27 protein-coding genes, 1 tRNA gene and 1 pseudogene are annotated in these 23,863 nt (G+C 58.6%); 19 read left to right on the top strand and 10 right to left on the bottom strand.

What is annotated here, in order from left to right:
• Positions 1 to 127: 127 nt before the first annotated feature.
• From folE to GGD46_RS29330, 3 genes are all read left to right on the top strand, one after another.
• The gene (gene folE / locus GGD46_RS29340; protein WP_184710397.1) at positions 128 to 739 is read left to right on the top strand and encodes a GTP cyclohydrolase I FolE; all 612 of its coding nucleotides are present in this window, start codon (positions 128 to 130) and stop codon (positions 737 to 739) included.
• A gap of 138 nt (positions 740 to 877) precedes the next feature.
• Positions 878 to 1,327 carry a phosphoribosyl-AMP cyclohydrolase gene (gene hisI, locus GGD46_RS29335; protein ID WP_184710395.1) on the top strand — a complete coding sequence of 150 codons (450 nt, stop codon included), beginning with the start codon at positions 878 to 880 and terminating at the stop codon, positions 1,325 to 1,327.
• A gap of 107 nt (positions 1,328 to 1,434) precedes the next feature.
• On the top strand, positions 1,435 to 2,394 hold the full coding sequence (locus GGD46_RS29330) for a patatin-like phospholipase family protein (RefSeq protein WP_184710393.1): 960 nt from the start codon (positions 1,435 to 1,437) through the stop codon (positions 2,392 to 2,394).
• Between the two features lie 156 nt (positions 2,395 to 2,550).
• Here the strand turns inward: GGD46_RS29330 and GGD46_RS29325 are convergent, their stop codons facing one another.
• Together GGD46_RS29325 and GGD46_RS29320 are read right to left on the bottom strand one after the other, a co-directional pair.
• Positions 2,551 to 2,985 carry a CBS domain-containing protein gene (locus tag GGD46_RS29325; RefSeq protein WP_184710391.1) on the bottom strand — a complete coding sequence of 145 codons (435 nt, stop codon included), beginning with the start codon at positions 2,983 to 2,985 and terminating at the stop codon, positions 2,551 to 2,553.
• A 168-nt stretch (positions 2,986 to 3,153) separates the two neighbouring features.
• Positions 3,154 to 3,921, bottom strand: coding sequence for a rhomboid family intramembrane serine protease (locus tag GGD46_RS29320; RefSeq protein WP_184710389.1), 768 nt, complete (start codon positions 3,919 to 3,921; stop codon positions 3,154 to 3,156).
• A 314-nt stretch (positions 3,922 to 4,235) separates the two neighbouring features.
• On the opposite strand from GGD46_RS29320, the gene GGD46_RS29315 reads away from it, so the two are divergent.
• From GGD46_RS29315 to GGD46_RS29280, 8 genes are all read left to right on the top strand, one after another.
• Positions 4,236 to 4,895: a PAS domain-containing protein gene (locus GGD46_RS29315; protein WP_246806505.1), complete on the top strand. Its 660-nt coding sequence runs from the start codon at positions 4,236 to 4,238 to the stop codon at positions 4,893 to 4,895.
• An 84-nt stretch (positions 4,896 to 4,979) separates the two neighbouring features.
• Positions 4,980 to 5,609, top strand: coding sequence for a PilZ domain-containing protein (locus GGD46_RS29310; protein WP_184710385.1), 630 nt, complete (start codon positions 4,980 to 4,982; stop codon positions 5,607 to 5,609).
• 72 nt (positions 5,610 to 5,681) lie between these two features.
• Complete coding sequence (gene pip / locus GGD46_RS29305; RefSeq protein WP_184710383.1) at positions 5,682 to 6,644, top strand: prolyl aminopeptidase; 963 nt, start codon at positions 5,682 to 5,684, stop codon at positions 6,642 to 6,644.
• Positions 6,645 to 6,660: 16 nt separating this feature from the next.
• On the top strand, positions 6,661 to 6,945 hold the full coding sequence (locus GGD46_RS29300) for a hypothetical protein (RefSeq protein ID WP_184710381.1): 285 nt from the start codon (positions 6,661 to 6,663) through the stop codon (positions 6,943 to 6,945).
• Between the two features lie 93 nt (positions 6,946 to 7,038).
• The gene (locus GGD46_RS29295; RefSeq protein WP_184710379.1) at positions 7,039 to 7,644 is read left to right on the top strand and encodes a transglutaminase-like cysteine peptidase; all 606 of its coding nucleotides are present in this window, start codon (positions 7,039 to 7,041) and stop codon (positions 7,642 to 7,644) included.
• Positions 7,645 to 7,980: 336 nt separating this feature from the next.
• Entirely contained in the window at positions 7,981 to 8,751 is a 771-nt protein-coding gene (locus GGD46_RS29290) for a hypothetical protein (protein ID WP_184710377.1), read from the top strand.
• Positions 8,752 to 8,869: 118 nt separating this feature from the next.
• Entirely contained in the window at positions 8,870 to 10,363 is a 1,494-nt protein-coding gene (locus GGD46_RS29285; protein WP_184710375.1) for a D-alanyl-D-alanine carboxypeptidase, read from the top strand.
• A gap of 226 nt (positions 10,364 to 10,589) precedes the next feature.
• Positions 10,590 to 10,859: a hypothetical protein gene (locus GGD46_RS29280; protein WP_184710373.1), complete on the top strand. Its 270-nt coding sequence runs from the start codon at positions 10,590 to 10,592 to the stop codon at positions 10,857 to 10,859.
• A gap of 69 nt (positions 10,860 to 10,928) precedes the next feature.
• Here the strand turns inward: GGD46_RS29280 and GGD46_RS29275 are convergent, their stop codons facing one another.
• Together GGD46_RS29275 and GGD46_RS29270 are read right to left on the bottom strand one after the other, a co-directional pair.
• A complete protein-coding gene (locus tag GGD46_RS29275) occupies positions 10,929 to 11,363 on the bottom strand; it encodes a DUF1489 family protein (protein WP_184710371.1) in 435 nt (144 codons plus the stop codon).
• Between the two features lie 59 nt (positions 11,364 to 11,422).
• Positions 11,423 to 12,832: an L-serine ammonia-lyase gene (locus GGD46_RS29270; RefSeq protein ID WP_184710369.1), complete on the bottom strand. Its 1,410-nt coding sequence runs from the start codon at positions 12,830 to 12,832 to the stop codon at positions 11,423 to 11,425.
• 200 nt (positions 12,833 to 13,032) lie between these two features.
• Here GGD46_RS29270 and GGD46_RS29265 point away from each other — a divergent pair, with 200 nt between their 5' ends.
• The 3 genes from GGD46_RS29265 to GGD46_RS29255 all read left to right on the top strand — a co-directional run bounded on the left by GGD46_RS29265 (position 13,033) and on the right by GGD46_RS29255 (position 15,264).
• Entirely contained in the window at positions 13,033 to 13,725 is a 693-nt protein-coding gene (locus tag GGD46_RS29265) for a DUF599 domain-containing protein (protein ID WP_184710367.1), read from the top strand.
• A gap of 63 nt (positions 13,726 to 13,788) precedes the next feature.
• Positions 13,789 to 14,778, top strand: a complete 990-nt coding sequence (locus GGD46_RS29260) for a DUF1624 domain-containing protein (protein WP_184710365.1) — start codon at positions 13,789 to 13,791, stop codon at positions 14,776 to 14,778.
• Between the two features lie 12 nt (positions 14,779 to 14,790).
• Complete coding sequence (locus GGD46_RS29255; RefSeq protein ID WP_184710363.1) at positions 14,791 to 15,264, top strand: methyltransferase family protein; 474 nt, start codon at positions 14,791 to 14,793, stop codon at positions 15,262 to 15,264.
• 46 nt (positions 15,265 to 15,310) lie between these two features.
• On the opposite strand, the gene GGD46_RS29250 is transcribed toward GGD46_RS29255, so the two are convergent.
• The 3 genes from GGD46_RS29250 to GGD46_RS29240 form a co-directional block, all read right to left on the bottom strand.
• Positions 15,311 to 15,760 carry a hypothetical protein gene (locus tag GGD46_RS29250; RefSeq protein WP_184710361.1) on the bottom strand — a complete coding sequence of 150 codons (450 nt, stop codon included), beginning with the start codon at positions 15,758 to 15,760 and terminating at the stop codon, positions 15,311 to 15,313.
• A gap of 83 nt (positions 15,761 to 15,843) precedes the next feature.
• A complete protein-coding gene (locus GGD46_RS29245; protein WP_184710360.1) occupies positions 15,844 to 16,233 on the bottom strand; it encodes a MerR family DNA-binding transcriptional regulator in 390 nt (129 codons plus the stop codon).
• 145 nt (positions 16,234 to 16,378) lie between these two features.
• Positions 16,379 to 17,098 carry a GNAT family N-acetyltransferase gene (locus GGD46_RS29240; RefSeq protein ID WP_246806504.1) on the bottom strand — a complete coding sequence of 240 codons (720 nt, stop codon included), beginning with the start codon at positions 17,096 to 17,098 and terminating at the stop codon, positions 16,379 to 16,381.
• Positions 17,099 to 17,124: 26 nt separating this feature from the next.
• Between GGD46_RS29240 and GGD46_RS29235 the strand changes: the two genes are divergently transcribed.
• Entirely contained in the window at positions 17,125 to 17,619 is a 495-nt protein-coding gene (locus GGD46_RS29235; RefSeq protein ID WP_184710358.1) for a peptide deformylase, read from the top strand.
• 60 nt (positions 17,620 to 17,679) lie between these two features.
• Here the strand turns inward: GGD46_RS29235 and GGD46_RS29230 are convergent, their stop codons facing one another.
• On the bottom strand, positions 17,680 to 18,231 hold the full coding sequence (locus GGD46_RS29230) for a hypothetical protein (protein ID WP_184710356.1): 552 nt from the start codon (positions 18,229 to 18,231) through the stop codon (positions 17,680 to 17,682).
• 580 nt (positions 18,232 to 18,811) lie between these two features.
• Positions 18,812 to 19,528, bottom strand: coding sequence for a lipoyl(octanoyl) transferase LipB (gene lipB, locus GGD46_RS29225; protein ID WP_184710355.1), 717 nt, complete (start codon positions 19,526 to 19,528; stop codon positions 18,812 to 18,814).
• A 243-nt stretch (positions 19,529 to 19,771) separates the two neighbouring features.
• Between lipB and GGD46_RS29220 the strand changes: the two genes are divergently transcribed.
• Positions 19,772 to 19,856: transfer RNA gene (locus tag GGD46_RS29220), tRNA-Leu, on the top strand.
• Between the two features lie 88 nt (positions 19,857 to 19,944).
• Here the strand turns inward: GGD46_RS29220 and GGD46_RS29215 are convergent.
• Positions 19,945 to 20,367 carry a helix-turn-helix domain-containing protein gene (locus tag GGD46_RS29215; protein ID WP_184710353.1) on the bottom strand — a complete coding sequence of 141 codons (423 nt, stop codon included), beginning with the start codon at positions 20,365 to 20,367 and terminating at the stop codon, positions 19,945 to 19,947.
• 217 nt (positions 20,368 to 20,584) lie between these two features.
• On the opposite strand from GGD46_RS29215, the gene GGD46_RS29210 reads away from it, so the two are divergent.
• The 3 genes and pseudogenes from GGD46_RS29210 to GGD46_RS29200 all read left to right on the top strand — a co-directional run.
• Positions 20,585 to 21,526 (top strand): DMT family transporter, encoded by a 942-nt coding sequence (locus GGD46_RS29210; RefSeq protein WP_184710351.1) that lies wholly within the window; start codon positions 20,585 to 20,587, stop codon positions 21,524 to 21,526.
• Between the two features lie 73 nt (positions 21,527 to 21,599).
• Positions 21,600 to 23,609, top strand: coding sequence for an acetyl/propionyl/methylcrotonyl-CoA carboxylase subunit alpha (locus tag GGD46_RS29205; RefSeq protein ID WP_184710349.1), 2,010 nt, complete (start codon positions 21,600 to 21,602; stop codon positions 23,607 to 23,609).
• A 159-nt stretch (positions 23,610 to 23,768) separates the two neighbouring features.
• Positions 23,769 to 23,863 (top strand): annotated as a pseudogene (locus GGD46_RS29200) (GNAT family N-acetyltransferase); the annotation flags it as partial.

Genomic DNA, 23,863 nt, shown 5'->3' with positions numbered 1-23,863 from the left:
GCAGGCTTGTCCGCCAGCCAGAACGCCCCGGAGCCCGCCAAAGGTACACAATCTCCGTACCTCGGGGATGCCAGTGGCGAGTCCGACAAGATGATATCCGCGTAGCGGGTCAGGAGAACCACAGGTAATGGACGCCATTGTAAAGAACTTTCCGCAAGCCGTTGAATCCGACCGTCCGTCGCAGAAGGAAGCAGAAGATGCAGTTCGCGTTTTGCTTCGCTGGGCTGGTGACGATCCGCAGCGCGAAGGTCTGCTCGACACGCCCGCGCGCGTCGCCAAGGCCTATCGCGAGCTCTTCTCCGGTTATGACCTGAACCCCGAGGATGTGCTCGGCCGTACCTTTGAAGAGGTTGCCGGCTACGACGACATCGTCCTCGTGCGCGACATTCCCTTCTATTCGCATTGCGAACATCACATGGTCCCGATCATCGGCAAGGCCCATGTGGCCTACCTGCCGAACGGCCGTGTGCTCGGCCTTTCGAAGATCGCACGCGTCATCGAAATCTTCGGCCGTAGGCTGCAGACGCAGGAAGCCATGACTGCGCAGATCGCCAACGCCATCGACGATACGCTGCGTCCGCGCGGCGTTGCCGTGATGATCGATGCCGAGCATATGTGCATGGCGATGCGCGGTGTACAGAAACAGGGCTCAACGACGCTGACGACGACCTTTACCGGCGCCTTTAAGGCTGATCCAGCAGAACAGGTCCGTTTCATGTCGATGGTCCGCGGCCGCTAGAGCCGGATGATTTTAGGCCGAGTGGGCCTAAATTCCGAATCCGCCCTAGAATAAAAGAAGTAGAGCATGACGTCGGCCGAAAACCGCTCTCACTTTTCGGCATCATGCTCCAACCGGACTTCAGGGAAATAGCCGGAAATGAACATTATTTTCAATGCGCCTTCCGACGACAAATCCGAACTCGAAGATGCTGGCGATTTCACGCCTCGCTTCGACGATCGCGGCCTGATCACCGCGATCGTGACCGACGCGCATGACGGCGAGCTCCTCATGGTCGCTCACATGAACGCCGAGGCTTTGGCTCTGACTATCAAGACCGGCACCGCGCACTATTTCAGCCGCTCTCGCGGAAAACTCTGGAAGAAGGGCGAAACCTCCGGAAATCTGCAGACGGTGACGGAAATTCGTACGGACTGCGATCAGGATGCTATCTGGCTGAAAGTGCAGGTCGCCGGACACGACGCGACGTGTCATACTGGACGTCGCTCCTGCTTTTATCGCACCGTCGAGCTGGAAGACGGAAAGCCGGTGCTGAGCGTGGTCGACGATCACCTGCATTTCGATCCGGAAGACGTTTACAAGCACTAGACCTATCGGCGACGTGCTTGAACTGGTTGCAACCAGTATACGATTTCGAAACGAAAAAGGGACAGTATTTTAGCAAGAGGCGCGCGGGGCCTCGGAGGAGGCTTCAAATGCTGAATTGGGGTTTGAATCGTCACAATGGCGGACAGAACTCGACCGCTTTGAGCACCTCGCAAGATACCTCCCCACCTACTCTCGCTCCGGCTCCCCCCAAGAAAGTCAAGATCGCGCTGGCGCTCGGCGGCGGCGCAGCGCGCGGCTGGGCCCATATCGGCGTGTTGCGCGCCTTGGACGAAGCCGGCATAGCCGTCGGCATGATCGCCGGCACGTCGATCGGCGCGCTGGTCGGCGGTTGCTATCTGGCAGGCAAGCTTGATGAGCTCGAAGCTTTCGCCCGTTCGCTGACTATGCGCCGCATCGCAAGCCTTCTCGATCTGACCATAGGCGGTAGCGGCCTGTTCGGCGGCATGCGGCTGACCAAGCGCATGCAGGAACATCTGGAAGGCCTTGCGATCGAGGATCTGGATCGCCCGTTCGTTGCCGTCGCGTCGGAACTGAACACCGGTCACGAAGTCTGGATCGCCAACGGCTCCCTCATCACGGCCCTACGTGCCTCTTACGCCCTGCCCGGCATCTTCGAGCCCATTCGCTCCAATGGTCGAACCCTGGTCGATGGCGCGCTGGTCAACCCGGTTCCGGTCTCGGTATGCCGCAGCTATGAGCAGCCGCTGGTGATCGGCGTGAACCTGCACTACGACCTCTACGGCAGGTCTGCTGTGGTCAAACATAATGTCGGCCCGCCGAACGGCGATCAAGTCCGTCGCGACGATACTCCTGCAACGAAACTCGGCATGACCGGTGTCATGGTGCAGGCCTTCAACATCATACAGGATAGAATAGCGCGCGCTCGACTGGCCGGTGATCCGCCTGATCTGGCGCTGCATCCGCGCCTGAGCGACATCGGTCTTTCGGAATTTCATCGTGCCGGCGAAGCGATAGAACGCGGCTATGAGGAAGCGTCGGCAAGATTGACCGAAATCCGGCGTATGCAGGAAGCATACGCGCGCTAAGGCGCAAACCGAGACATCGGCAAATCGTACCGTTTCGCCTGCAGCGGACCAGATGCCAGCAAACGCTCGGCGAGCGGGATTTCACGGCAAACTGCAGTCGCTCAGCCTTGCAATCGACCCACTGGGTCGATTGCTCTGGTGACCCTAATCTGCTCGTCACCCGGCGATATAGGCCTTAATATGCTCCGCCTCGATCTCGATTTCGCGGATACGCCATTTGACGACGTCGCCGATCGAGATGATGCCGGTGAGCTTGCCCTTCTCTTCGACAGGCACGTGGCGGAAGCGACCCAAGGTCATCACCTCCATAAGCTCATCGGTCGTGGTATCCTCCTTGCAACGCTGTACCTTTGCCGTCATCAGCGATGCGATCGGCTTGTCGAGGCATTCAGCGCCATGCTTGGCAACGGCATTGACGATATCGCGCTCGGTAAACATGCCGGAAATCTTGCTGTTCATTCCGACGACGACGATGGCGCCTATGCGCTTTTCGTTGAGTAGTTTGGCAGCCTCGGCAACCGTCGTATTGCCTCCGGCAGTAACGACGTCGCGGCCTTTGGCATCCAGTATGGCCTTCACGGAAACTGACATTCGATCCTCCCATCTCGAAAGCATGGTGAACACTTGAAGCATCCGATATGTTCCGAAATTACCCCCGGAGCTCAAACCGGCGCTTTGTCCGTCGGTCGAGTCGATCTCCTTTATCCCGCGACCGACGGATAACAATGGTGCGCTTGCCGCAGCAAGAAAGCAACAGCTTCATTCGTCGAGCGGTATAGCTTCTTGCTCTTCCATCCGCGGCTGGCGGTCAAACAAGGCGAACAACAGAAACCCGAAAAGAAAGCCGCCGATATGGGCATCCCAGGCGACGGGCTGCGCGCTGTCGCCGACTAGTGTAATGCCGAAGGCGACGAGCGCGTTACCCGCAATCCACATGACGATATAGGCAACGACAGTCCGGCTGCGCAGCGAACCGAGAATGCTCAGCCGCGGATTGAGATGCGCCTGCCGCATCGAAACGCGGCGCCCGTCCATCGCGGGGAAGGCAAAGCGGCACGCAGCGCCCATCAGTGCCGAAACGACGCCGGACGCGCCGATCAGCAGGGTCTGATCGCCCCAATAAAGCGCGGCATGCATGAAGGCGGAGGCGGCGGATGAGAGAAACCAGAAAATCACATAGCGCGCGGTACCGATGCGCCGTGCGACCGGCGCCGCGAACACCATCAGCCAAAGGCTGTTGAAGACGATATGTTCGATGCCGCCATGCAGCAGAGAATAGGTAACGGGCGTCCAAAGCCATTCAAGGCCCTGCTGCGACAGCGGAAAGGCATAGCGGGCCGGGATGAAGCTGAAGGTGAAATAGATCCAGTTCAACGTCTGATCCGACCAGGACGGCAGGTTCATCAACGCGAAGACGGCAATCAGCAGTGCGAGGCTCGCCAGGATGACCGGCGGCAGATTGAAGGCCGGAACGCGCTGCGGCCGCGGATCTTCCGGCTCTTGGCGCGGCAGCTGTTCATCGTCCATGTCTTGCTCTGCTTTTCTTGAGATGTGATCGACACATAGCGCAGCAAAACTAAAAAAAAAAGCCGCCCGGATGCCGGGCGGCAAACGGGCGTCTTTCCGCTGGATTGGCCTGCAAAGCCGGCGCTGCGCCCTGAAAGTTCGTGCTGAAGGTCACTTGGTGAAGTGATGCCCTATTCCTCTCATCTGCCGTCGCGATTGGCAATTGAAACCAATAGTTAACCCTAACATCCCGGGTCTGGCATGAAACTGGCAAGGCTTGATGTGACGGCGAAAACCGCCCCCGAGTTTGAACTGAAATGGGACACCCACGCATCATGCGGCAGAAGACGAGCACAGAGATATTTACCTACTGGGAGCAGATCCGCGGCAACGCGGACGCGCCATTGCGCAGTTTGATACAACCTTCGGCAATCAGCCATATTCTCCCTGAGCTCTTCATTCTCGAGAATACGGCGGACGACAATCCGCGCTTCCGCCTGGCGGGTACGACGATCTGCAATCTGATGGGACGCGAAATTCGCGGCGAGGACTTTGCGGCCCTTTGGGCCGGCAGCCAGCAGGAGGATCCGGTGCGCATTGCGGCCGGCGTCATGGCGCATGTCGTTCCCGCCATGATCCATGCAACAGGCTACTGCGTCAGCGGCCGCAGCGCCGCATTTGAAATGATGCTGATGCCGCTGCGAAGCTCCAGCGATACTTGCGATAGATTGCTGGGCTGCCTGGCGCCTGCGACACCTGCCGCATGGCTGGGTAACGACTGCCTGGAGTTTCTGGCGCTCGATCGCACGCGCCTGCTGTATGAACGCCCTGCCCGCATCATCGATGCGCCGCCTCATCCCGATCCAACCGACATCCTGCCAACCCATGAAAACATGCGGCTGGGCGAGTGGATGCGCAGGAAACTCAATCTGGCAATGCGCGGCCGCGACGTCGAAGCTGAACCGTCACGGGACAAAATCGGCCGACGCCTTTAAGTAACGCCGCGAGAAAGACAACATTACCTTAAGAACTTTCGGCTAGTTATTGCATCGGACGTAATCGGTCAAAGAAGCTCATCCATGCATTCATTCCAGCCGGCCCAGGGCATGCGGTCAAATCAACTGGCAGGCAATGGCCCCCGCAACGATCAGCGGACTTTTCAGCGAGTCCCGATCAATATGCAGGGTCGACTGATGCTCGCCAATTATGAGGAATTCGAGTGCCTGGTAACCGAAATGTCCCCGGGAGACATGTATGTCACCTGCGTGGGACGTCCGCGGGCCGATGAGCGTGTCATTGCTTACATCGATCACCTTGGCCGCGTCGAAGGCCATGTCGTTGCCATCGATGGGCGCGGTTTCACCATGTCGATTAACGCGACCGAACGGAAGCGCGAAAAACTTGCCGCCCAGCTTACCTGGCTTGCCAACAAGCATGAACTCGGTCTGCCTGAAGATCGTCGCCACGATCGTCTGACGCCGCGCAACACCCGTTGCGACCTGACCATGGACGACGGTACGGCCTATACCTGTCGCATCATGGACCTTTCGCTTTCCGGCGCCGCCGTCGATGTCGAGGTGCGGCCGCCTCTCGGCACTCCGGTGCGGCTCGGCAATATGCGCGGCCGTGTCGTGCGTCACTTCATGGAAGGCGTGGCGATCGAGTTCCTTTCGCTGCAATCGCGCGAAACTTTGCGCGAATTTCTCTGATCCTGTTATCGTCCTGTCACGCAACGCGCCGAAATAGCGACGCTTGTCTGGTCTTCGATGCGTGGCGGCGAAATGCTCTATCCCGATATAACTCCTTTTGCGGAAGGCCTGCTTGAGGTCGGTGACGGCCACCGGATATTCTGGATGCAATCAGGCAATCCCGCGGGAGCACCCGTCCTTATCCTTCACGGTGGGCCGGGATCCGGAAGCTCCGCCGGCACGCGCCGATATTTCGATCCTCAGCATTACCGAATCGTCCAGTTCGACCAGCGCGGCTGCGGCAATAGCCTCCCGCACGCGTCGGAGCCGGATGTCGATCTATCGACGAACACGACCTGGCGCTCCATCGCCGATATTGAGCGGCTGAGAATTTCGCTCGGTATCGAGCGCTGGGCCGTTTTCGGCAATTCGTGGGGGTGCACGCTTGCCCTGATTTATGCCGAAACCCATCCGGATCGGGTGTCGTCCTTACTTCTCGTCGGCATTACCATGACGAGGCAGACGGAGATCGACTGGCTCTACCACGGCCTCAGGCGTTTCTTTCCCGAGGAGTGGGCGCGATTCCGCGCGGCTGTTCCGCCAGGGGATCGTGACGGTGATCTTGTCGGCGCCTATTACCGCCTTCTGTGCAATCCCGATCCGACCATTCACGTGAAGGCAGCTGTCGATTGGCATGAGTGGGAATCCGCCTCGATCCTGGTCGATCCTCGCGCCACCCTGTCGGCCCGCTGGTCCGATTCGCGATACGTGACAGCGCGCGCTCGCATCATCACGCATTACTTTCATCATCTGGCCTGGATTGAAGAAAGCCAGATCCTCCGTGACATCAATCGCATTGTCGGCATCCCCTGCACCATGGTTCAGGGGCGGCTCGATCTTGAGGGCCCACTCGTCACGGCGTGGGAATTGTCGCGGGCAATGCCGGAGGCTGAGCTAATCGTCGTTCCCAACGCAGCCCATTCTGCCGATCTGGCGGAAATGGCAGTGACGATCATCCGGGTGGCGGACGCGATGCGCGTGCGAATTTCAAAATAAAATCAAAAAATATTTTTTGCCGATTTTTCCCAAAGTGGCACAGCAGCGGGCATATCGGCCGGTTTGGGCCATCCATTTCCTGGCCGTGGCGGTCATGTTGTTTCATTATGGGACGATATTTAACCGTAAGAGCCATCTCGCCGTTAACAATTCCATTGGTGATAAACCATTTGAAAGCAGGGCTGAGACGGCCTTAGCCAATCCAGGGAACTATACCGGAAACATTCGAATTTTAATCGAATTCGCTGAAAAATTGATTCAAGTTTTCTGCGTGTTTTATGAAAGTTTGATGCGGATTTGATTCAACTAAGCCCTTAATTTGACTATGCAATTTTGCGCCAGATAAAAGCATGCGTGTCATTCTGATCCCAACAAAATAAGCAGGGACAGGGACATGAACTTTCACTTCGTACTTCGCGGTTGCGTCGCTTTAGCATTCGCCACTCTCGGCTTCTTCGGCCTTGCTCAGGCCGCACCGGCCAACATGACGATCACGGGCGACGCCGCTCCCCCGATCGGTCACTACGAGTTCTGCAAGGAGAACCCTCGCGAGTGCACTTTCGCCGGCGGCGATGCGGGTCCGATTATCCTCACCCAGGATAGCTGGAAGACGATCCTGCAGATCAATTACACGGTCAACACGACGATCAAGCCGATGACCGACATGGAGCTTTACGGCGTCGAGGAAAAGTGGGCGATCCCGACCACGGCCGGCGATTGCGAAGATTTCGCACTGCTGAAGCGTAAGGAACTGATCGACGCCGGCTTCTCTCCGTCCGATCTGCTCATGACCGTCGTGCTGCAGCCGAATGGCGATGGTCATGCTGTCCTGACGGTGCGTACCGATCGCGGCGACTTCGTTCTCGACAACATGCGCAACAAGGTGAAGCTGTGGTCTGAGACGGAATACACCTTCCTCAAGCGCCAGTCGGTCGACCACCCGGCCCGTTGGGTCAAGATCCAGGACGGCCGCGCCGTTGCCGTCGGCAGCCTGAAGTAGGAAGTGATACAAAGATCGTCGGTGGCCTAGCGCCGATGATCGAGAGCAGAGACCCGGTCTCGTCCCCTGATTTCTGTCCAGACCGGTGCCTCTGAGCCGTTCCCACTGTCCCGGGAACGGCTCTTTTTTGTTCGTCGGCTTAATTTCAATTCATGGCGGGATATGCGTGGGTCGTCGCCCAATAGCACGGTCGCCGACATAATTTTAAAGCTTCATTAACCATCGTGACGCCAATCATTTCCGAACAAGACTCATTGGAAGTCTGATCCTGCCGCGGAATTGCCATCGCTCGCATTGAAGCTGGCATCCGGGGTGGAATGAAATGAAGGCAAGGGCATGGTTTCTACTCCGTCATCAGCCTCGAGCATTGACGAAAGGCCGCTGATATCGAGCGGTCTCGTCTATCGGATCACCGCGGGCATTGCCGTTCTGGCAGCCCTCACCGTCGGCATTTCCGTTGGCGGTCATTGGCTTGGAGAGAGAATTTCCCTGGGTGGTCATACCACCGACACCAAGCCTGTCTCCGTGACGATTGGCGAGGATGCGCTGCGCCTGACGGCAAATACCATCCGCTTCCCGAGCGAGCGCATCGATGGGACGGCCGAACGCGTCGATCTCTACCTCACCTGGCCGCAGATGCAGGGATACAGCGAGGCCGATCGGCTTCGTTTTGACGATGTCTCTCAATCTTCGTCGCTGATCTTCTTGCAGCTCAGCCAAAGCACGATGTCACGTGATATGTCCGGCCGGTTGGAGCCCATCTATTCTCACATCATGGATGGAGTGCCGTATTCCGGTCCCCATGGTTTGACGGCGCATCGCCTGCGTGCCGATGCCGGCTACAACAACGAGATTCTTTTGACGGCGTCCCGTCCGGGACAGCCTGACTATGTCGTGCGCTGCCTCCTGCCCGCATCGCCAGCCCTGGCAACCAGCGGCGACTGCCAGAGGGATGTCAAGGTGGGTAAGGACTTGAGCGTCCTCTATCGCTTTTCCAGCAATCAGCTCGGGGATTGGCGCACCATGGATGCCACTGTCCAGAGCTTCGTTAAAGCGCGTCTCATGGATACCCAAGGCTCTTTGCCCGCGACTGGCGGCGGTCGCTAAAATGGCGCGAAAACCTGAAACCAACCGTTCATCATAAACCGATTAGTAACGCTAAGCCCTTACTCTCGAACGCAACGGGCGTTTGTGGAAGGCGGCGGCCGGATCATCGAGAATGTAAATGCAAGCAGAGAGTGATTTAGTGTCCAGATCAACCCTTCCCGTATCGTCGTCTCAATCCGGTAAGATTCTGGCGAGAATGTTCCTAGGCTTTTCGGTGGCAACGGCAACGATCACGGTAACCGCCGTGAGCGCCTATGCGGGCACGAAATATGCCGGCATCGTCGTCGATGCCAATACGGGCAACGTTCTCTACAGCGAAAACGCTGACACGCTTCACTACCCCGCCTCGCTGACCAAGATGATGACGGTCTATTTGACCTTCGAAGCACTTGAAGCAGGCCGCATTACTCTCGACACGCCAGTCGTCTTCTCCAAGAATGCCGCCATGCAGGCGCCGACGAAGCTCGGCATCGGCACTGGCCATTCGGTAACGGTACGCGAGGCCATCCTCGGTATTGTCACTAAATCGGCCAATGATGCCGCCATGGCGCTGGGTGAGATGCTCGGCGGCTCCGAGGAGGGCTTTGCGCGCATGATGAACGACAGGGCGCGCGCGCTCGGCATGACGCGCACGACCTACCGCAATCCAAACGGCCTGCCGAATACCGCGCAGATGACGACGGCCCGTGACCAGGCTCGCCTCGGCATCGCCCTTCGTGAGCATTTTCCGCAATATTACGGTTTCTTCTCCGAGACGAGCTTTCACCTCGGCAGCAGGGTCATTTTTGGTCATAACCGCCTGATCGGCTCCGTGCGCGGCGTCGACGGCATCAAGACCGGTTATACGCGCGCAGCCGGGTACAACCTCGCAACTTCGGTGAAGGTCGATGGCCGTTCGATCGTCGGCGTGGTGCTTGGCGGCGCGTCCACGCCCGCCCGCGACAATCAGATGCGCAAGTTGATCGCCGCATATCTGCCGCAGGCTTCGACACGCCATATCGCCTCCGAGGTCATTGCCCACACGCCTGCGGCCACACCCAATGTTCAGGTCGCCAGTGCCCGCTTTGGTGAGGTCAACCACGCAAAGATTCGCAACGATGAAGCCGCAGAGGCGGTCGAGCCCCAGCAGCCATCTAGCGCGGCGGCCTTTGCAGCGGTAACGCCGAAATCGGCCAATCCCCTGCTTGCAGCACAGCCTGTTCCGCAGCGCGCGGCTTCAGACGATGCGACTTCCGACGATGCCGATGAGGATGAAGTCGATACCGTCACCACCGCCTCGATCTCCAAAGCCGATACGAAGGTCGTGAAACTGCAGCGCGCTGAAAAGGCGGAGAAGACGGAAAAGGTTGCAAAGGCCGAAAAGGCCGAGCGAGACGCAACCGGTTGGGTCGTCCAGATCGGCGTTTCCTCCAGCAAGGATGGCGCCAGCGATCTTCTCGACACCGCCAAGAGCAAGGGCGGCAAGGCACTGCGCGCCGCAAAACCCTATACCGTTGCCTTTGACGGCGGCTATCGCGCTCGCTTTGGCGGCTTTGAGGATCAGAACTCGGCCCTCAGCGCCTGCAAAACTTTGAAGCGCGCCGGCGTTAAGTGCTGGGCGAGCATGGAATAGAACGGTGACCAATGTGTTTCGTGTCGCCTGAAGTATGTCCAGGAGTAATGCGCGGCGGTTTTCCGCTTATAGCGCGAACGAAACTACAAGATGCGGCATTTTCGCTATTCGAAGAGAAGCGGGGATGCATGAAGATCGGTCAGGCCTGTCGCATAGATGCCTGGCTTCCCGGTTCCGGATGTCCATCGGACCGGCCCTGAGTTTGTAACGTGTACGGGGACTTGAAATGGCAATGAACGAGAACTTTCCCGGTCTCTCGCTCGATGGCGGGGGAAAGACGAAACAGAAGAGCTTTGCTCTTCATCCGCTCCATGAGGCGGCGATGCGGCTGGCCGATCTGGGCCTCAGCCGTTCGCGCAACAAGACCAAGGACCTTATCGGCATCCTGCTTTGCCACGGTGCCCGCGCCTGGCGCTACTCCCAGCCGGACGCGCATATCCACCTGCACATCACCGCTCCGAGCGGCCGTGCACCGGTCATGATGCGGTTGCGCTAACGCCAACTGCACGAAATCAAGAACCTGAAGCGCGAGCGAATCTCAGAGATCGCGCTTTAGACCCTCGCCTTAAAGCAATCCAAGTTCGGAAAGTTCCCGCCGCAAATCGGCGGGCAGTTCGGCTGCCGCGCCGAGGCTATCAAGATCGCGCGGGACATCATCCTGCGGCAGATAGCGCCAACCCTGGAACGGCCGGCGAGGCTGACCTGTCGTTTCGACGACACTGGGATCGAGGATGAGCCGGCAACGTTGAATGCCTTCCGCATCTGTGAAGGTCTCGATATCGAGCAGCTTTTGCCGCGCCTGCACCTGCCCCTTGATCACCCAATAGAGCGAGCCGCCATCCAACAACTCTTCCATGCGCTTCGGCACCATACGGGTCGTATGGGTCGTACGCGGCTCCAGACCGGCGGCGATGGCATTCATCGCCCGCTCGGAAACCCATTCGCGCAGGTCATCGATCGAATCCGCGCCCACGCACAATTTGATGAGATGCAAAGCCATGGATGCCGTTGAAGTCCTTTTGGCTGAGGACGTCAAGCCTTTAGATCAGGCGTCCACACTCAGCACTCCACCACATTCACGGCGAGGCCGCCCGTGGAGGTTTCCTTGTATTTCTCGCTCATGTCGTGGCCGGTCTGGCGCATCGTTTCGATGCAGGCGTCGAGCGGCACGAAATGCTGGCCATCGCCCTTGAGTGCGAGCGAAGCGGCAGTAACCGCCTTGACGGCACCAAGTGCGTTTCGCTCGATGCAGGGCACCTGAACGAGCCCAGCGATAGGGTCGCAGGTCATGCCCAGATGGTGTTCCAGCGCGATTTCGGCGGCATTCTCTATCTGCTCCGGTGTTGCGCCCATGACGGCGGCGAGCCCCGCAGCCGCCATTGCCGCCGCCGAGCCCACCTCGCCCTGACAGCCGACTTCAGCGCCGGAAATGGAGGCGTTGTGCTTGATGATGCCGCCGACTGCGGCCGCAGTCAGCAGATAGTTGTGGATGCCTTCCTGATCCCAATCCTCGTGAAAATGCTGGTAGTAGCGGATCGTTGCTGGAATGACGCCGGCCGCGCCATTGGTCGGCGCCGTCACGACGCGGCCGCCCGCAGCATTTTCCTCGTTGACGGCCATGGCGTAGACGCTGAGCCAGTCGTTGGCGAGCACCGGATTGATGCGGTTGCTGCGCCACTCCTCCTGCAGCTTGTCATGGATGGCGCGCGCACGCCGGCGCACCTTCAGGCCGCCGGGCATGATGCCGTCGACCTTGAGCCCACGGTCGATACAGCTGCTCATGGCCGCCCAGATGCGGTCGAGACCAGCATCCAGCTCCTCGGGGCTCATGCGCGTCTCTTCGTTGGCGCGCTTCATCTGTGCGATCGAAAGGCCGGAGCGCTCGGACATGTCAAGCATCTGCTTGGCGCTGGCAAAGGGGAACGGAACACGCTCGCCGGCAGCCGCCGGCTTCTTCTTGTCCGCCCGCATCTGTTCGAGCTCGGTATCGGTGACGACGAAACCGCCACCAACGGAATAATAAATGCGCTTGACGAGCAGGCGCTCATCCTTGTCGAAGGCGGAAAAGCTCATGCCATTGGCATGCCCCGGCAAGGGCACCTTCTTGTCGAAGATGAGGTCCGTCTTGGGATGAAACTGATATCCGGGATGACCCGGCGGCGTGATACGCCCGCTATGCTCGACCTCGTCGATGATGGCATCCATCCGGTCCGGATCGACCGTATCCGGACGCTCGCCCATCAGGCCGAGAATGACTGCTCTGCCCGTGCCGTGACCGATGCCCGTATGGGCAAGCGAACCATGCAGACTGACCTTGATCGACGCGACCTGCACATTCGAAGACGGGCGCGGCCACTCATTCGACAGCACCAACTCCAGGAAGCGATTCGCGGCGGACATTGGCCCCATGGTGTGCGAGCTGGACGGTCCCACACCGATCTTGAAAACATCGAAAACTGAAAGAAACATGGACCTTTATTGCCTCCTCGGCAAATCGACTTTGAGCAAAGCTACGCTATCAGGGGAACCTTGCATGGCGATCGACCGACATCGGATTTCATGGCAGCGACATTACATGTAGGCATCGGGCGAGGCAAACAGAAGGGCATTGCACCCGGCCCGCGCTAAGTTACAGTCCACATCGGATTGATCCGGGAGAATCTGCCTTTATGACGACTGCCGACTATGTCGCCCTCGCCCTCTTTATCTTTCTCTGGGTTGCGCTGAACTGGATCGTCGGCAGCGCGCGTTTCTTCAATCGCACCAGCCTGACGCTCGCGATGAACGAACGCCGGCGTGAGTGGATCTACAATTCCCTGCGCCGCGACCTGAAGATGATCGATACGCAGATCCTGTCGGGATTGCAGAACGGCACCGGCTTCTTTGCTTCCACTTCGATCTTTGCCATCGGCAGCTGCTTCGCGCTGCTCGGCGCAACGGACAAGATCAATGCCTTCTTCTCCGACCTGCCCTTCATTTTCAATGGCGGCCGAGCTGCTTTCGAGATCAAGGTGGCCGGGCTGGCCTGCCTTTTCGGCTACGCCTTTTTCAAGTTCGGCTGGGCCTATCGCCTGTTCAACTATTGCACCATTCTTTTCGGCTCCCTGCCGATGCGGGAAGATGCCATTCTCGATCCGATTGGTGCCGAACGGGCAGCCGAACGCGTGGTGCGAATGAACATCATCGCCGCCCGCAATTTCAATGCCGGGCTGCGGGCGATTTTCCTATCGATCGGCTATCTCGGCTGGTTCGTGAGCCCATACGTGTTCATCGTCACGACGATGTTCATCATTACCGTGCTGATCCGACGCCAGTTTTTTTCCGACGCCCGTCTGGCCATCATGGACGGCGATGTGCCATGACAAGCCCGCGTCGCCGGAGGCGACATCAGTGATTTGAGTTCATGCCTGGAAGGACCCACCCCAATGGTCGCAATCGCCGAGATCGCTGATGCACCGCAAAAGACGCCGCGCATCGGCATTCTGGATACGGCGCGCGGCATCGCTCTTCTGGCGATGGCAAGCTACCACTGCACCTGGGATTTCGAATTTTTCGGCTATCTCGACGCCGGCACGGCGGAAACGGGCTGGCTGAAGGTTTATGCCCGCGCCATCGCCAGCACCTTCCTGTTTCTGGCTGGCTTCAGCCTGATCCTCGCCAACACGCCCGAGATTCGCTGGCGCTCCTATGGTCGCCGCTTGGGAATGATCGTCGCCGCGGCGCTGGCGATCTCCATCGTTACGAAACTGTTTATCGGCCCAGGTTGGATCTACTTCGGCATCCTTCACGCAATTGCCGCGGCCAGCCTTGTCGGGCTGCTATTCCTGCGTTTGCCGGCTTTTGCGACCCTGCTGATCGCGGCGCTGCTCGGAGCCGGCATTATCGTCGATAATGTCATCGCGCCCTTTTCACTGCATTCCGCCGCATTCGACACGCCGTGGCTCTGGTGGGTCGGCCTGTCGGAGACGCCCCAGCGGTCAAACGACTACGTGCCGCTCTTCCCCTGGCTAACGCCCTTTCTCTTCGGCCTCGGCATAGCGCAGCTGGCAATGTCCTTCGGTTGGCTTAAGCGGCTGGCAACATTCGGTCCGGGCCAAAATCTGATCGCCCGCGCCGGTCGTCACAGTCTTGCTTTCTACCTCGTTCATCAGCCGCTGCTGTTCGGCCTGGTCTATCTGCTGTCGCTGGTTGCCCCAGCTCCTCCGCAGGATCCGACAGTCGGTTATGTCAAGCAATGCGTGGCGTCTTGCACGCAATCAGGCGGCGAGAAAATGTGCCGCAGCTTCTGCGAGTGCACGCTCGATAAACTACAGGCGCAAAATCTCCTCAAACCCCTGGAATCCGGGGCAATCAAAGCAGATAGCGATGAACGCGTAAGCCGAATCGCGATACAATGCACGGATGAAGCGCAATGACAGGGTTATTCCATGAATGCCTATCGTTCGAAGTCGCTGAGTTTTCCGTGGCCGCCGCTCCTCTATAGCGTCGCCGTTATTATCGCGCTGTGGCTGCAGCGCTACTATCCGCTGTCCCTGCCTCTTTTTTGGTCGATCGTCGCATGGGTCATCGGCGCTACTCTCGTCACATTTGCGGTGACGCTGAATGTCTGGGCGGTCAAGACACTGGTGGAGAGCCGCACGACCGTCCTGACGCAACGTTGCAGCGCCTATCTTGTCACGACAGGCCCGTTTCGCTTCACGCGCAATCCGACCTATCTCGGTTACACTCTGCTGACGGCCGGCCTCGGCCTACTGATCGGCAATCTCTGGTTCGTGGCCATGGCAGCCGCGGCGGCCGCGCTCACCACGCTGCTCGTGATCCGCTGCGAAGAGATGCATCTCCTCTCCCGCTTCGGCTGCGAATTCGAATTTTACTGCAAGCGCACGCGCCGCTGGGTTTGAGAAGAACGGGCTGAGGGATTGCCTCAACGAGGCGTTCGAGCGCGGTCTACCGGTTTCCAAAGAGAAAGAAGATCCGACCGATACTCGGTCGCGTGCGATAGACCAGATCATTCGTCGTTGCGGCGCCACTGCCGGCGTAGAGCTCGAATTGACGAGAATTTTTCCCCTGAGCTGCTCCCTCCAGCCTGGTAGATGAATGCCCACTTAAGAACGAGCAATCGGGTTCGCCGCACTGAACACTGACTTCCCCCGATAGCCACTCCGTGGATTCGATCGTCACGCTCAGCTGAAGGTGAGCCTTCTGATTGTCGATAAGCTTACAACGTACATGAATGTGGCAAACGAACTCGCCATAGACCGCATCCTTGCCGTCGAGCAAAAGACCATAGGCAACCGGAATATCTGACCGTACGGCTTCCACAGCATGGCCCTGCCCCGAACTCGCGACAACAATGGCAACGAGCATGGCAAGAATAGACGAGATTTTCGAGACCACACCACCAACTCCCCAAGAACGCTAGGCTTTTTTAGAAAGCGTTCTCGCCGGAACTGTGGCAGCAAAATTGTCTGCTTAAACTATCACGTCCCAACGCCGATTTCGGCCAGACGGCCGAGGCAGGCTTCCTCGACATTGTCGAGTTCGCTCAGCGTATCCTCGATATCCTTGCGCTTCTGGCGCAACTCGTCGCGCTTCTCGTCCACGCGCTTCATCAGCAGCTTCAGCTGGCCGATCTCGCCCGGAGGTTCCTTGTAGACCTGAATGATCTCGCGAATTTCTGCGATAGTGAAGCCGATGCGGCGTCCGCGCAGGATCTCGGCGATGAGTCGCCTGTCGGCCGGCCGAAACAGGCGCGTGCGCCCTTTGCGCTCGGGTTGAATGAGGCCCTCGTCCTCGTAGAACCGCAATGTTCGGGTCGAAACACCGAATTCCCGCGTAAGCTCCGTTATGCTATAGTATCCGTCTACCAAGAATTCGCCCCTATCTGACGCAGACCATCATATTGACTTTTACGTAATAGTCAATTTTTACGCCTGATGTGACTTCTGCTGCGATCTGGCCCGATGACGAAGGCTTGCCGCAGCAGCCCTCCAAGGTGGGCAGATTCGCAAGAGATCAGTAGGCGAGCATCATGGCGACCCGGCGAAGCGGATCGAAACCCATCGCTTCCTCCGTGCGAAGAATCGCCTTCAAACGCTCTGGACAGGCCTCTCCCTCTACCACCTGAAACCCCAGCGAGGCGTAGAATGAAGCGTTGAAGGGTGCAAAGCGATCAGTCGTAAGCGTCGCCCCCGCGAGCTTTCGCTGTTGGCCGTCGGCAAGCAATGCCTGCATCAATCGCCTTCCAATCCCCTTGCGCTGCCAGTTCGGATGCACATCCGCCTCGCCGATATGCACCCAGCCATCGGCGACATATCCTCCGGCATAGCCAACCAGCCTGTCGCCTTCGTCGAATGCTGCATACAGAAACCCGGCATCGAGATACCGCTGCAGATCCTCTTCGCTGCTTGCCGTCGCGTCGCCTGTGACCGCGCCTGTCGCGCGCAATGTTTCAAACGACGCCAGTTCCACGGCCTGCAATGCCGAAAAATGCTCAGCGGCAGCTCGCTTGATGCGGATGTTCACATCGACCACGCCTGTTCGCCCTTTCTTATTTCTGCTGCCGCGACGATCATGGATCCCTGCAGCACGATTGCACCCAACATTATCCTGGCCTTCTACCCAAGAAGAAAAATCAACGTCAACAAGCAGATAGACGAAAGCGCTGCTATTTTGTATTTGCTCCCGAAGGCAATCACCTGCCGGCGCCTCGCTCCGGTCTTGTGCCATCAACATATGCCGTTCCAACAATGGAGAGCCAGATGCCGGTTCGCCCCATTATTCGCTTCCCCAGCCCGTTGCTGCAATCGGCCTGCGCGCCAGTTGGCGCCTTCGATGACGGGCTGAGCGGACTTGCTGAGGATTTGCTGGATACGATGCGCGCCGCACCGGGCGTCGGCATTACCGGCCCACATATCGGCATACTCAAGCGGATCGTGGTCATCGAGCTCAGCCGGCAGGACGGCGTGCGCACCTATATCAATCCGCAGCTTCTCTGGTCCTCGGAGGAAACCATGCGGCATATGGAAGGCAGCGTGTCCATGCCTGGGATCACGGAAGAGATCGTGAGACCGAAAGCCATCCGCTTTTCCTATCAGGATGTGAATGGCGCAATGCATGAAGAACAGGCTGAAGATTTCCTGGCGATCTGTATTCAGCACGAGATCGACCAGCTCGACGGCATCTTCTGGCTGCAGCGACTGTCGAAGCTCAAGCGCGATCGCCTGATCAAGAAGTGGGAGAAGCTCCGCCGCTGATCGCCCAAAACAAAACGGGCGCCACTAAGGCGCCCGCTGAATGTTCTGCCGATCCGGAAATCAGCCCTTCAGCTTGGAATTGCAGAGGCTGTAGTAGCCGCCGCCCTTCTGGATCCACTTCAGACCGCCGAGTGCGTTCTTGGCCTTGGCTGCATTGTATGCGTCGACGCAGGTGTGGAAACGGCCCTTGCCGGGCGTTTCTGTGGCATACTTGGCATCAACCTTGGCCGGGAAGGTCACGCCGGCCGGAGCGGTCGTCGTCGGCTTTGCCGGTTCGGCTGCCGGCGGCTTCGTCGCGTCAGGCTCGCTGGCGTCGACCTTGGCTGCTGCAGTTGTCTTCGCTGCCTTGGCAGCCGGAGCAGTCGTTGCCGGAGCAGTCGCGGCGGGGGCGGTTGCTGCGGGAGCGGCAGCTGCTGCACCTGCATCGGCGCTGCACTGCGTTGCGCGGAAGTCATTCCACTTCTGGCCGTTCAGAGTGCCAGCGGTTTTAGCTGCCTGATATTTGGCGCTGCACTCTTTCATGGTTAGCGCAGAAGCCGAAGAAGCGAGGCCCATCGAGCCTACAACTGTAAGAGACGCAAGGGACATCAACAGAATGGCACGACTAGTCATTGGCATTTCCTCCGCTCTATGACGAATGTCGAAACTATTAATCGTATCGTCCCTTTCGATTGTCAATCGACAGGCGATCTAGGGGCGACGGATGACACCATATGCGGACGAATATGAACGTAGACTGTACGAAAACAGCTATCGGAAAGAGCAGGTTGGCCTGGGCAGCAATCATCGATGGCACTTCGCATCCCTTTGGAATCAACCGGAAATCTAATGATTCTCAGTGCCTTTATGGCACAGAGGCCGCCTCATTTTCCCATCCCGCCTCCAGCTTAGCTATGTTCTCGAATAACAAAGTGACCACAACCGATCGCCGCTTCGCGAGCCGGGTGAACGATTTTTACGACATTGCAACCTATCGTAAGATGGAGGCCTTGAAGTGTGGAGGAACCGCCCTAATTTTTTTCTGGCAGTTCCCCTCTCTATGCCCTGGATGCTCTCCCTTCCGGGGCATTTTCTTGAGCAGCGAACCACATCACTATCGAATCAACTCGGTTGACGATCGAGAGCTGCGCAATTCTCTCAGAGCAAGCTATGAGGCGGTCGTTTTCGTGATTCGAAGGAAAGCGAAAATACCTCAGGCATCGTTGACCGTTTGACCGAACACCTGCTCGAACGCCTCGCGAAGACGGATATCCACATCCGGCATCATGACGGGAAGCCCGAGATCGACGAGGCTGGTGACGCCATAGGCCGAGATTCCACACGGAACGATCCCGGTAAAATGGCTGAGGTCGGGATCGACGTTCAGCGAAAGACCATGAAACGTCACCCATTTGCGCACGCGGATGCCAAGGGCGGCAACCTTGTCTTCGGCAACCGTGCCATCCGGCAGCACCGGCTTTTCCGGACGCCTGACCCACACGCCCACCCTGTCCTCGCGTCGCTCTCCGCGTACATTCATCGATTCGAGCGTGCGGATGATCACTTCCTCAAGGGCGCCGACAAAGGCGCGGATATCCTGCCGTCGACACTTCAGGTCCAGCATGACATAGGCCACGCGTTGCCCCGGCCCGTGATAGGTATATTCCCCCCCGCGCCCGCTCGCGAAGACAGGAAATCGATCCGGCTCGATAAGATCGGCGGCATTGGCGCTGGTGCCAGCGGTATAGAGTGGAGGATGTTCCACCAGCCAGACCAGCTCCGACGCCCGGCCCTCGGCGATATCAGCGACCTCGGCCTCCATCGTTGCGACGGCCTCGTCATAAGGAACAAGAGCATCGCTGATCCGCCAGCGAACGGGCGGCGTACCTTGAACGGGAAACATTTGGTGAGAAAGTTCTGTGCGAAGCATTTTTTTTGGCAGTCCTTTATCCGCCGCAGGCCGCCTTTGTGGAAATCCTGCGCGCCCGCGAGTTATCCACATATGGCGCTATTCCGGCGGAAATTCAAACATCTACGGCGTTTTCCCGGCATTCCCACGGATGCAATCGGAGGAGCTGTGAAGGAATTTAAAAAAACTGACATATCGCTCTTGTGCCCCCCGAATGCTTTTGCTACATGCAGCCCCGCCGGAGCAATTCGGCGCTACCACGATGCGGTCGTGGCGGAATTGGTAGACGCGCAGCGTTGAGGTCGCTGTGGGGCAACCCGTGGAAGTTCGAGTCTTCTCGACCGCACCAAAAACCCGGCTTAGGCCGGGTTTTTTGTTTTCTAGACAATGGCTTGCGCGAAGACGGCCCCCAAGCGCGGGGATCGCGGGACACAGCTCTAATGCGCAACATCCTTGCTGACATTGCGTAGCCGGATCTGGTGATCTAGCCGTTCGATCTGGCGAGTTGTCGCCTCGATCAACTTCCCGATTTCCTGATGGGCCGTTTGCAAGCGCGAGAGCTCGTTTCTGACGGCGTCGAGCGCCCGCTCATCGCTGTCATCGGCCGGGCCGTCGCCAGCACCGGTCATAAGCCATGCGGGGGATACGCCGAAAAGCGCCGACAGCGTTACCAGCGCGGAAGCCTGCGGTTCGGCGCGATCGGATTCCCAGGCGAGCATCGTCTCCTCGGTGACACCCAGTTCGATTGCCAGTTTCTCCAGGCTGATGCCAGCCGCGTCTCGAGCCATGGACAGCCGTCCGCCCAGGGTGTCGCCGCCCTCGTCCGAAAAAACGGTCGTCTCTTGTTCGGGCTTGAACATCGGTGCGATCCTTTTCTTGGCTGCGCCGGCGATCTGTGCGGCGCACTTATGTTTTAGCCTTTTCCGAAAGCACAGATAGGTCTACGGGCGTCATCCCGCCACCACGATCTGTCCCAAATGGAAAAGTGCGACATCTTGCGCACCCGGCCCCATGGTTTCGAAAGTCGTGCCCGATCGCTTCTTGATTGCAGGATGTTCCTGTGTTTGATGTTCCGTTATGTCCGTCTCCCCCACCGTTTCCACACAGCAGAATCCCCTTAGAGGCATGACGATTATGGCCAGCGCCATGATCCTGCTGCCGACGATGGACGCGATCGCCAAATACATGGCGAGTTTCGAAGGCATGTCGCCTGGCCAGGTGACCTTTTACCGCTTCTTCTTCCAATTCGTCTGCATGCTGCCGCTGCTGCTGACCGTGACTGGGCGATCCGCCTTTTCGGCAAAGCGCCCCTGGATGAACCTGTTGCGCGGCGCGTTGCACGGAGCCGCCAGCCTGCTTTTCTTCGCGGCGGTCAAATACATGCCGCTTGCCGATGTCTTCGCGATCTACTTCGTAGAGCCCTTCATACTGACGGCGCTTTCGGCGCTGTTTCTCGGTGACAAGGTCGGCTGGAGGCGGTGGCTGGCGATCGTCATCGGTTTTGGCGGCGCGATGATCGTCATCCAGCCGAGTTTCGCGATTTTCGGATTGAAGGCATTGCTGCCGGTCGCCTGCGCCTTTCTCTACGCACTCTATCTCTTCATGAACCGCGCCGTCGGTGAGGCCGATTCGCCTTTGACGATGCAGATCATGGCGGGTGCGGGCGGCACCGTGTTCATGGCATTCGCCCTCCTTGTCGGCTCATCTGTCGGCGTTGCAGACTTCGAGCCTTCCCTGCCCGGCTCCATGCTCGGCCTCGTGCTGTTGCTGATCCTGGGCTCGATTTCAGGCTACGCACATATGCTTGTCGTCCGAGCCTTCCGGCTGGCGCCATTGTCCCTGCTGGCTCCGTTCCAATATTTCGAGATCATTTCGGCCACGGTCCTCGGCTACGCGATCTTCGGCGACTTCCCCAACCTTTCCAAGTGGATCGGTATCGCCATCATCGTAGGCTCCGGCCTTTTCATCATCTGGCGCGAGCGTGTGCAGTCCAGATCGGTAAATTCCGCGCAAGGGTAGATCTTGCGCATGGACCGCCAAGGCAATTTGTGGCTAAAACACTGACACAGCAGAAGTATTGGGCGGAGATTGCATGTTCAAGAAAATCCTGATCGCCAATCGCGGCGAGATCGCCTGCCGCGTGATCAAGACTGCGCGCCGAATGGGCATTCTCACAGTCGCCGTCTATTCCGATGCAGATCGGGATGCCCTGCATGTCGAAATGGCTGATGAATCAGTCCATATCGGCCCTGCGCCCGCCGCTGAAAGCTATCTCATCGCCGACAAGATCATCGCCGCTTGCAAGCAGACCGGCGCCGAAGCCGTTCACCCCGGTTACGGCTTCCTTTCCGAGCGCGCCTCCTTCTGCGCGGCGCTGGAAAAGGAGGGCATTGTCTTCATCGGCCCGAAGCCCAAAGCGATCGAAGCCATGGGCGACAAGATCGAGTCGAAGAAATTCGCCAACGCCGCCAAGGTCTCTACCGTTCCGGGGCATCTCGGCATCATCGATGATGCTGATCATGCGGAAAAGATCGCGGCCGAAATCGGCTATCCCGTCATGATCAAGGCATCGGCAGGCGGCGGCGGCAAAGGCATGCGCATAGCCTGGAGCAAGGACGAGGTGCGCGACGGTTTCGATCGCGCCCGTTCCGAGGCGAAGAGCTCTTTCGGCGATGACCGCGTCTTCATCGAGAAATTTGTCGTAGACCCACGGCACATCGAGATCCAGGTGCTGGCCGATGCTCATGGCAATGTCGTCTATCTCGGCGAGCGCGAGTGCTCCATCCAGCGCCGTAACCAGAAGGTCGTGGAAGAGGCACCCTCGCCGTTCCTCGATGAAGCAACGCGCAAGGCCATGGGCGAGCAGTCGGTGGCACTGGCCAAGGCAGTCGACTATCAAAGCGCCGGCACGGTCGAATTCATCGTAGATCGCGACCGGAATTTCTATTTCCTCGAAATGAATACGCGCCTGCAGGTCGAGCATCCGGTGACGGAACTGGTGACCGGCATCGATCTCGTCGAGCAGATGATCCGCGTCGCCGCCGGTGAGACGTTGCCGTTCAAGCAGGCTGACATCAAGCTCAAAGGCTGGGCGATCGAAAGCCGTCTTTACGCGGAAGATCCCTATCGCAACTTCCTGCCTTCGATCGGCCGTCTGACGCGCTATCGTCCGCCGCGCGAAGGCAAGACGGAGAAGTCCATCGTCCGCAACGACACCGGCGTCTTCGAAGGCGCCGAAATCTCCATGTATTACGATCCGATGATCGCAAAGCTCTGCACATGGGCTTCGACGAGGCTTGAAGCAATCGAAGCGATGGGCGAAGCCCTTGATGGTTTCGTCGTCGATGGTATCGAGCACAATATGCCCTTCCTGTCAGCGCTGATGAAGCATCCGCGCTGGCGCGAGGGCCGTCTTTCCACCGGCTTCATTGCCGAGGAATATCCTCATGGCTTCGCGCCCGTAACGCCGGATGAGGATCAGACCGCTCTGCTTGCAGCCGTCGCCCTTTCCTGCAGCCTGATCGAAGCCAACCGCCGCGAGCGCTATGGCGACCGGTTGCGTTCCGCAGCCGGACCATTGCGGGAAAGCTGGATTGTCAGGCTCGGAGCCGATTACCTGCCTGTGGCATTGCTCGAAGGTGTTGTTACCATTCCTTTCGAGATGGACATGCAGATCGGCGGCCAGACCGTTACTGTCGCGACCGAATGGCGCCCCGGCGATGCCGTCTGGGTCGGCCACATCGGTGGCCGCAAGTTGACGGCTCAGATCCGCACGGTGCTGAACGGCCTGCGCATCGATTGGCAGGGTATTTCCGTCATGGCCAAGGTGTTCACACCGCGCCAGGCCGAGCTCGATCAACTCATGCCGGTCAAGCTGCCGCCGGATACGTCGAAGCTGTTGCTCTGCCCCATGCCCGGCCTCGTCGTGTCGATCGCCGTAACCGAGGGACAGGAGGTCAAGGCCGGCGAGACGCTAGCCATCGTCGAGGCGATGAAGATGGAGAATGTCCTGCGCGCCGAACGTGATCTTGTTATCGGCAAGATCAACGCCAAGCCGGGCGAAAGTCTTGCCGTTGACGCCGTGATCATGGAATTCGCCTGATCAAATCAAGGGATCTGAACAAATTCCGGAAAAGTGTCCGACGGTTGTTCGGCTAAAACTTCACAATTGCGACGCTAAGTGTCTGATTTTGGCTTGAGTCGCCCTGTGCGGCCATGGCAATGTCGCGCGGATCAAATCATAGCAGGAAGGGATGAAACCATGGACGTAAGAGCAGCAGTCGCGGTGCAGGCCGGTAAGCCGCTTGAGGTGATGACGGTTCAGCTTGAGGGACCTCGGGCCGGCGAAGTGCTGAT

This window comes from Martinezella lusitana (genome assembly GCF_014207095.1).
Classification (GTDB): Bacteria; Pseudomonadota; Alphaproteobacteria; order Rhizobiales; family Rhizobiaceae; genus Rhizobium; species Rhizobium lusitanum_B.
This window is presented reverse-complemented; position numbering and strand designations above follow the sequence as displayed.

Excerpts from the sequence above, each read along its gene's own strand:
- GGD46_RS29275 (WP_184710371.1), bottom strand. The coding sequence starts at position 11,363 with ATGGCTTTGCATCTCATCAAATTGTGCGTGGGCGCGGATTCGATCGAT.
- GGD46_RS29205 (WP_184710349.1), top strand. The coding sequence starts at position 21,600 with ATGTTCAAGAAAATCCTGATCGCCAATCGCGGCGAGATCGCCTGCCGC.
- GGD46_RS29240 (WP_246806504.1), bottom strand. The coding sequence starts at position 17,098 with ATGTTGATGGCACAAGACCGGAGCGAGGCGCCGGCAGGTGATTGCCTT.
- pip (WP_184710383.1), top strand. The coding sequence starts at position 5,682 with ATGCTCTATCCCGATATAACTCCTTTTGCGGAAGGCCTGCTTGAGGTC.
- GGD46_RS29310 (WP_184710385.1), top strand. The coding sequence starts at position 4,980 with ATGCATTCATTCCAGCCGGCCCAGGGCATGCGGTCAAATCAACTGGCA.
- lipB (WP_184710355.1), bottom strand. The coding sequence starts at position 19,528 with ATGCTTCGCACAGAACTTTCTCACCAAATGTTTCCCGTTCAAGGTACG.
- GGD46_RS29285 (WP_184710375.1), top strand. The coding sequence starts at position 8,870 with ATGCAAGCAGAGAGTGATTTAGTGTCCAGATCAACCCTTCCCGTATCG.
- GGD46_RS29295 (WP_184710379.1), top strand. The coding sequence starts at position 7,039 with ATGAACTTTCACTTCGTACTTCGCGGTTGCGTCGCTTTAGCATTCGCC.
- hisI (WP_184710395.1), top strand. The coding sequence starts at position 878 with ATGAACATTATTTTCAATGCGCCTTCCGACGACAAATCCGAACTCGAA.
- GGD46_RS29215 (WP_184710353.1), bottom strand. The coding sequence starts at position 20,367 with ATGTTCAAGCCCGAACAAGAGACGACCGTTTTTTCGGACGAGGGCGGC.
- GGD46_RS29320 (WP_184710389.1), bottom strand. The coding sequence starts at position 3,921 with ATGGACGATGAACAGCTGCCGCGCCAAGAGCCGGAAGATCCGCGGCCG.
- GGD46_RS29210 (WP_184710351.1), top strand. The coding sequence starts at position 20,585 with ATGTCCGTCTCCCCCACCGTTTCCACACAGCAGAATCCCCTTAGAGGC.
- GGD46_RS29290 (WP_184710377.1), top strand. The coding sequence starts at position 7,981 with ATGGTTTCTACTCCGTCATCAGCCTCGAGCATTGACGAAAGGCCGCTG.
- GGD46_RS29260 (WP_184710365.1), top strand. The coding sequence starts at position 13,789 with ATGGTCGCAATCGCCGAGATCGCTGATGCACCGCAAAAGACGCCGCGC.
- folE (WP_184710397.1), top strand. The coding sequence starts at position 128 with ATGGACGCCATTGTAAAGAACTTTCCGCAAGCCGTTGAATCCGACCGT.
- GGD46_RS29255 (WP_184710363.1), top strand. The coding sequence starts at position 14,791 with ATGAATGCCTATCGTTCGAAGTCGCTGAGTTTTCCGTGGCCGCCGCTC.
- GGD46_RS29315 (WP_246806505.1), top strand. The coding sequence starts at position 4,236 with ATGCGGCAGAAGACGAGCACAGAGATATTTACCTACTGGGAGCAGATC.
- GGD46_RS29325 (WP_184710391.1), bottom strand. The coding sequence starts at position 2,985 with ATGTCAGTTTCCGTGAAGGCCATACTGGATGCCAAAGGCCGCGACGTC.
- GGD46_RS29330 (WP_184710393.1), top strand. The coding sequence starts at position 1,435 with ATGCTGAATTGGGGTTTGAATCGTCACAATGGCGGACAGAACTCGACC.
- GGD46_RS29265 (WP_184710367.1), top strand. The coding sequence starts at position 13,033 with ATGACGACTGCCGACTATGTCGCCCTCGCCCTCTTTATCTTTCTCTGG.
- GGD46_RS29270 (WP_184710369.1), bottom strand. The coding sequence starts at position 12,832 with ATGTTTCTTTCAGTTTTCGATGTTTTCAAGATCGGTGTGGGACCGTCC.
- GGD46_RS29280 (WP_184710373.1), top strand. The coding sequence starts at position 10,590 with ATGGCAATGAACGAGAACTTTCCCGGTCTCTCGCTCGATGGCGGGGGA.
- GGD46_RS29230 (WP_184710356.1), bottom strand. The coding sequence starts at position 18,231 with ATGACTAGTCGTGCCATTCTGTTGATGTCCCTTGCGTCTCTTACAGTT.
- GGD46_RS29235 (WP_184710358.1), top strand. The coding sequence starts at position 17,125 with ATGCCGGTTCGCCCCATTATTCGCTTCCCCAGCCCGTTGCTGCAATCG.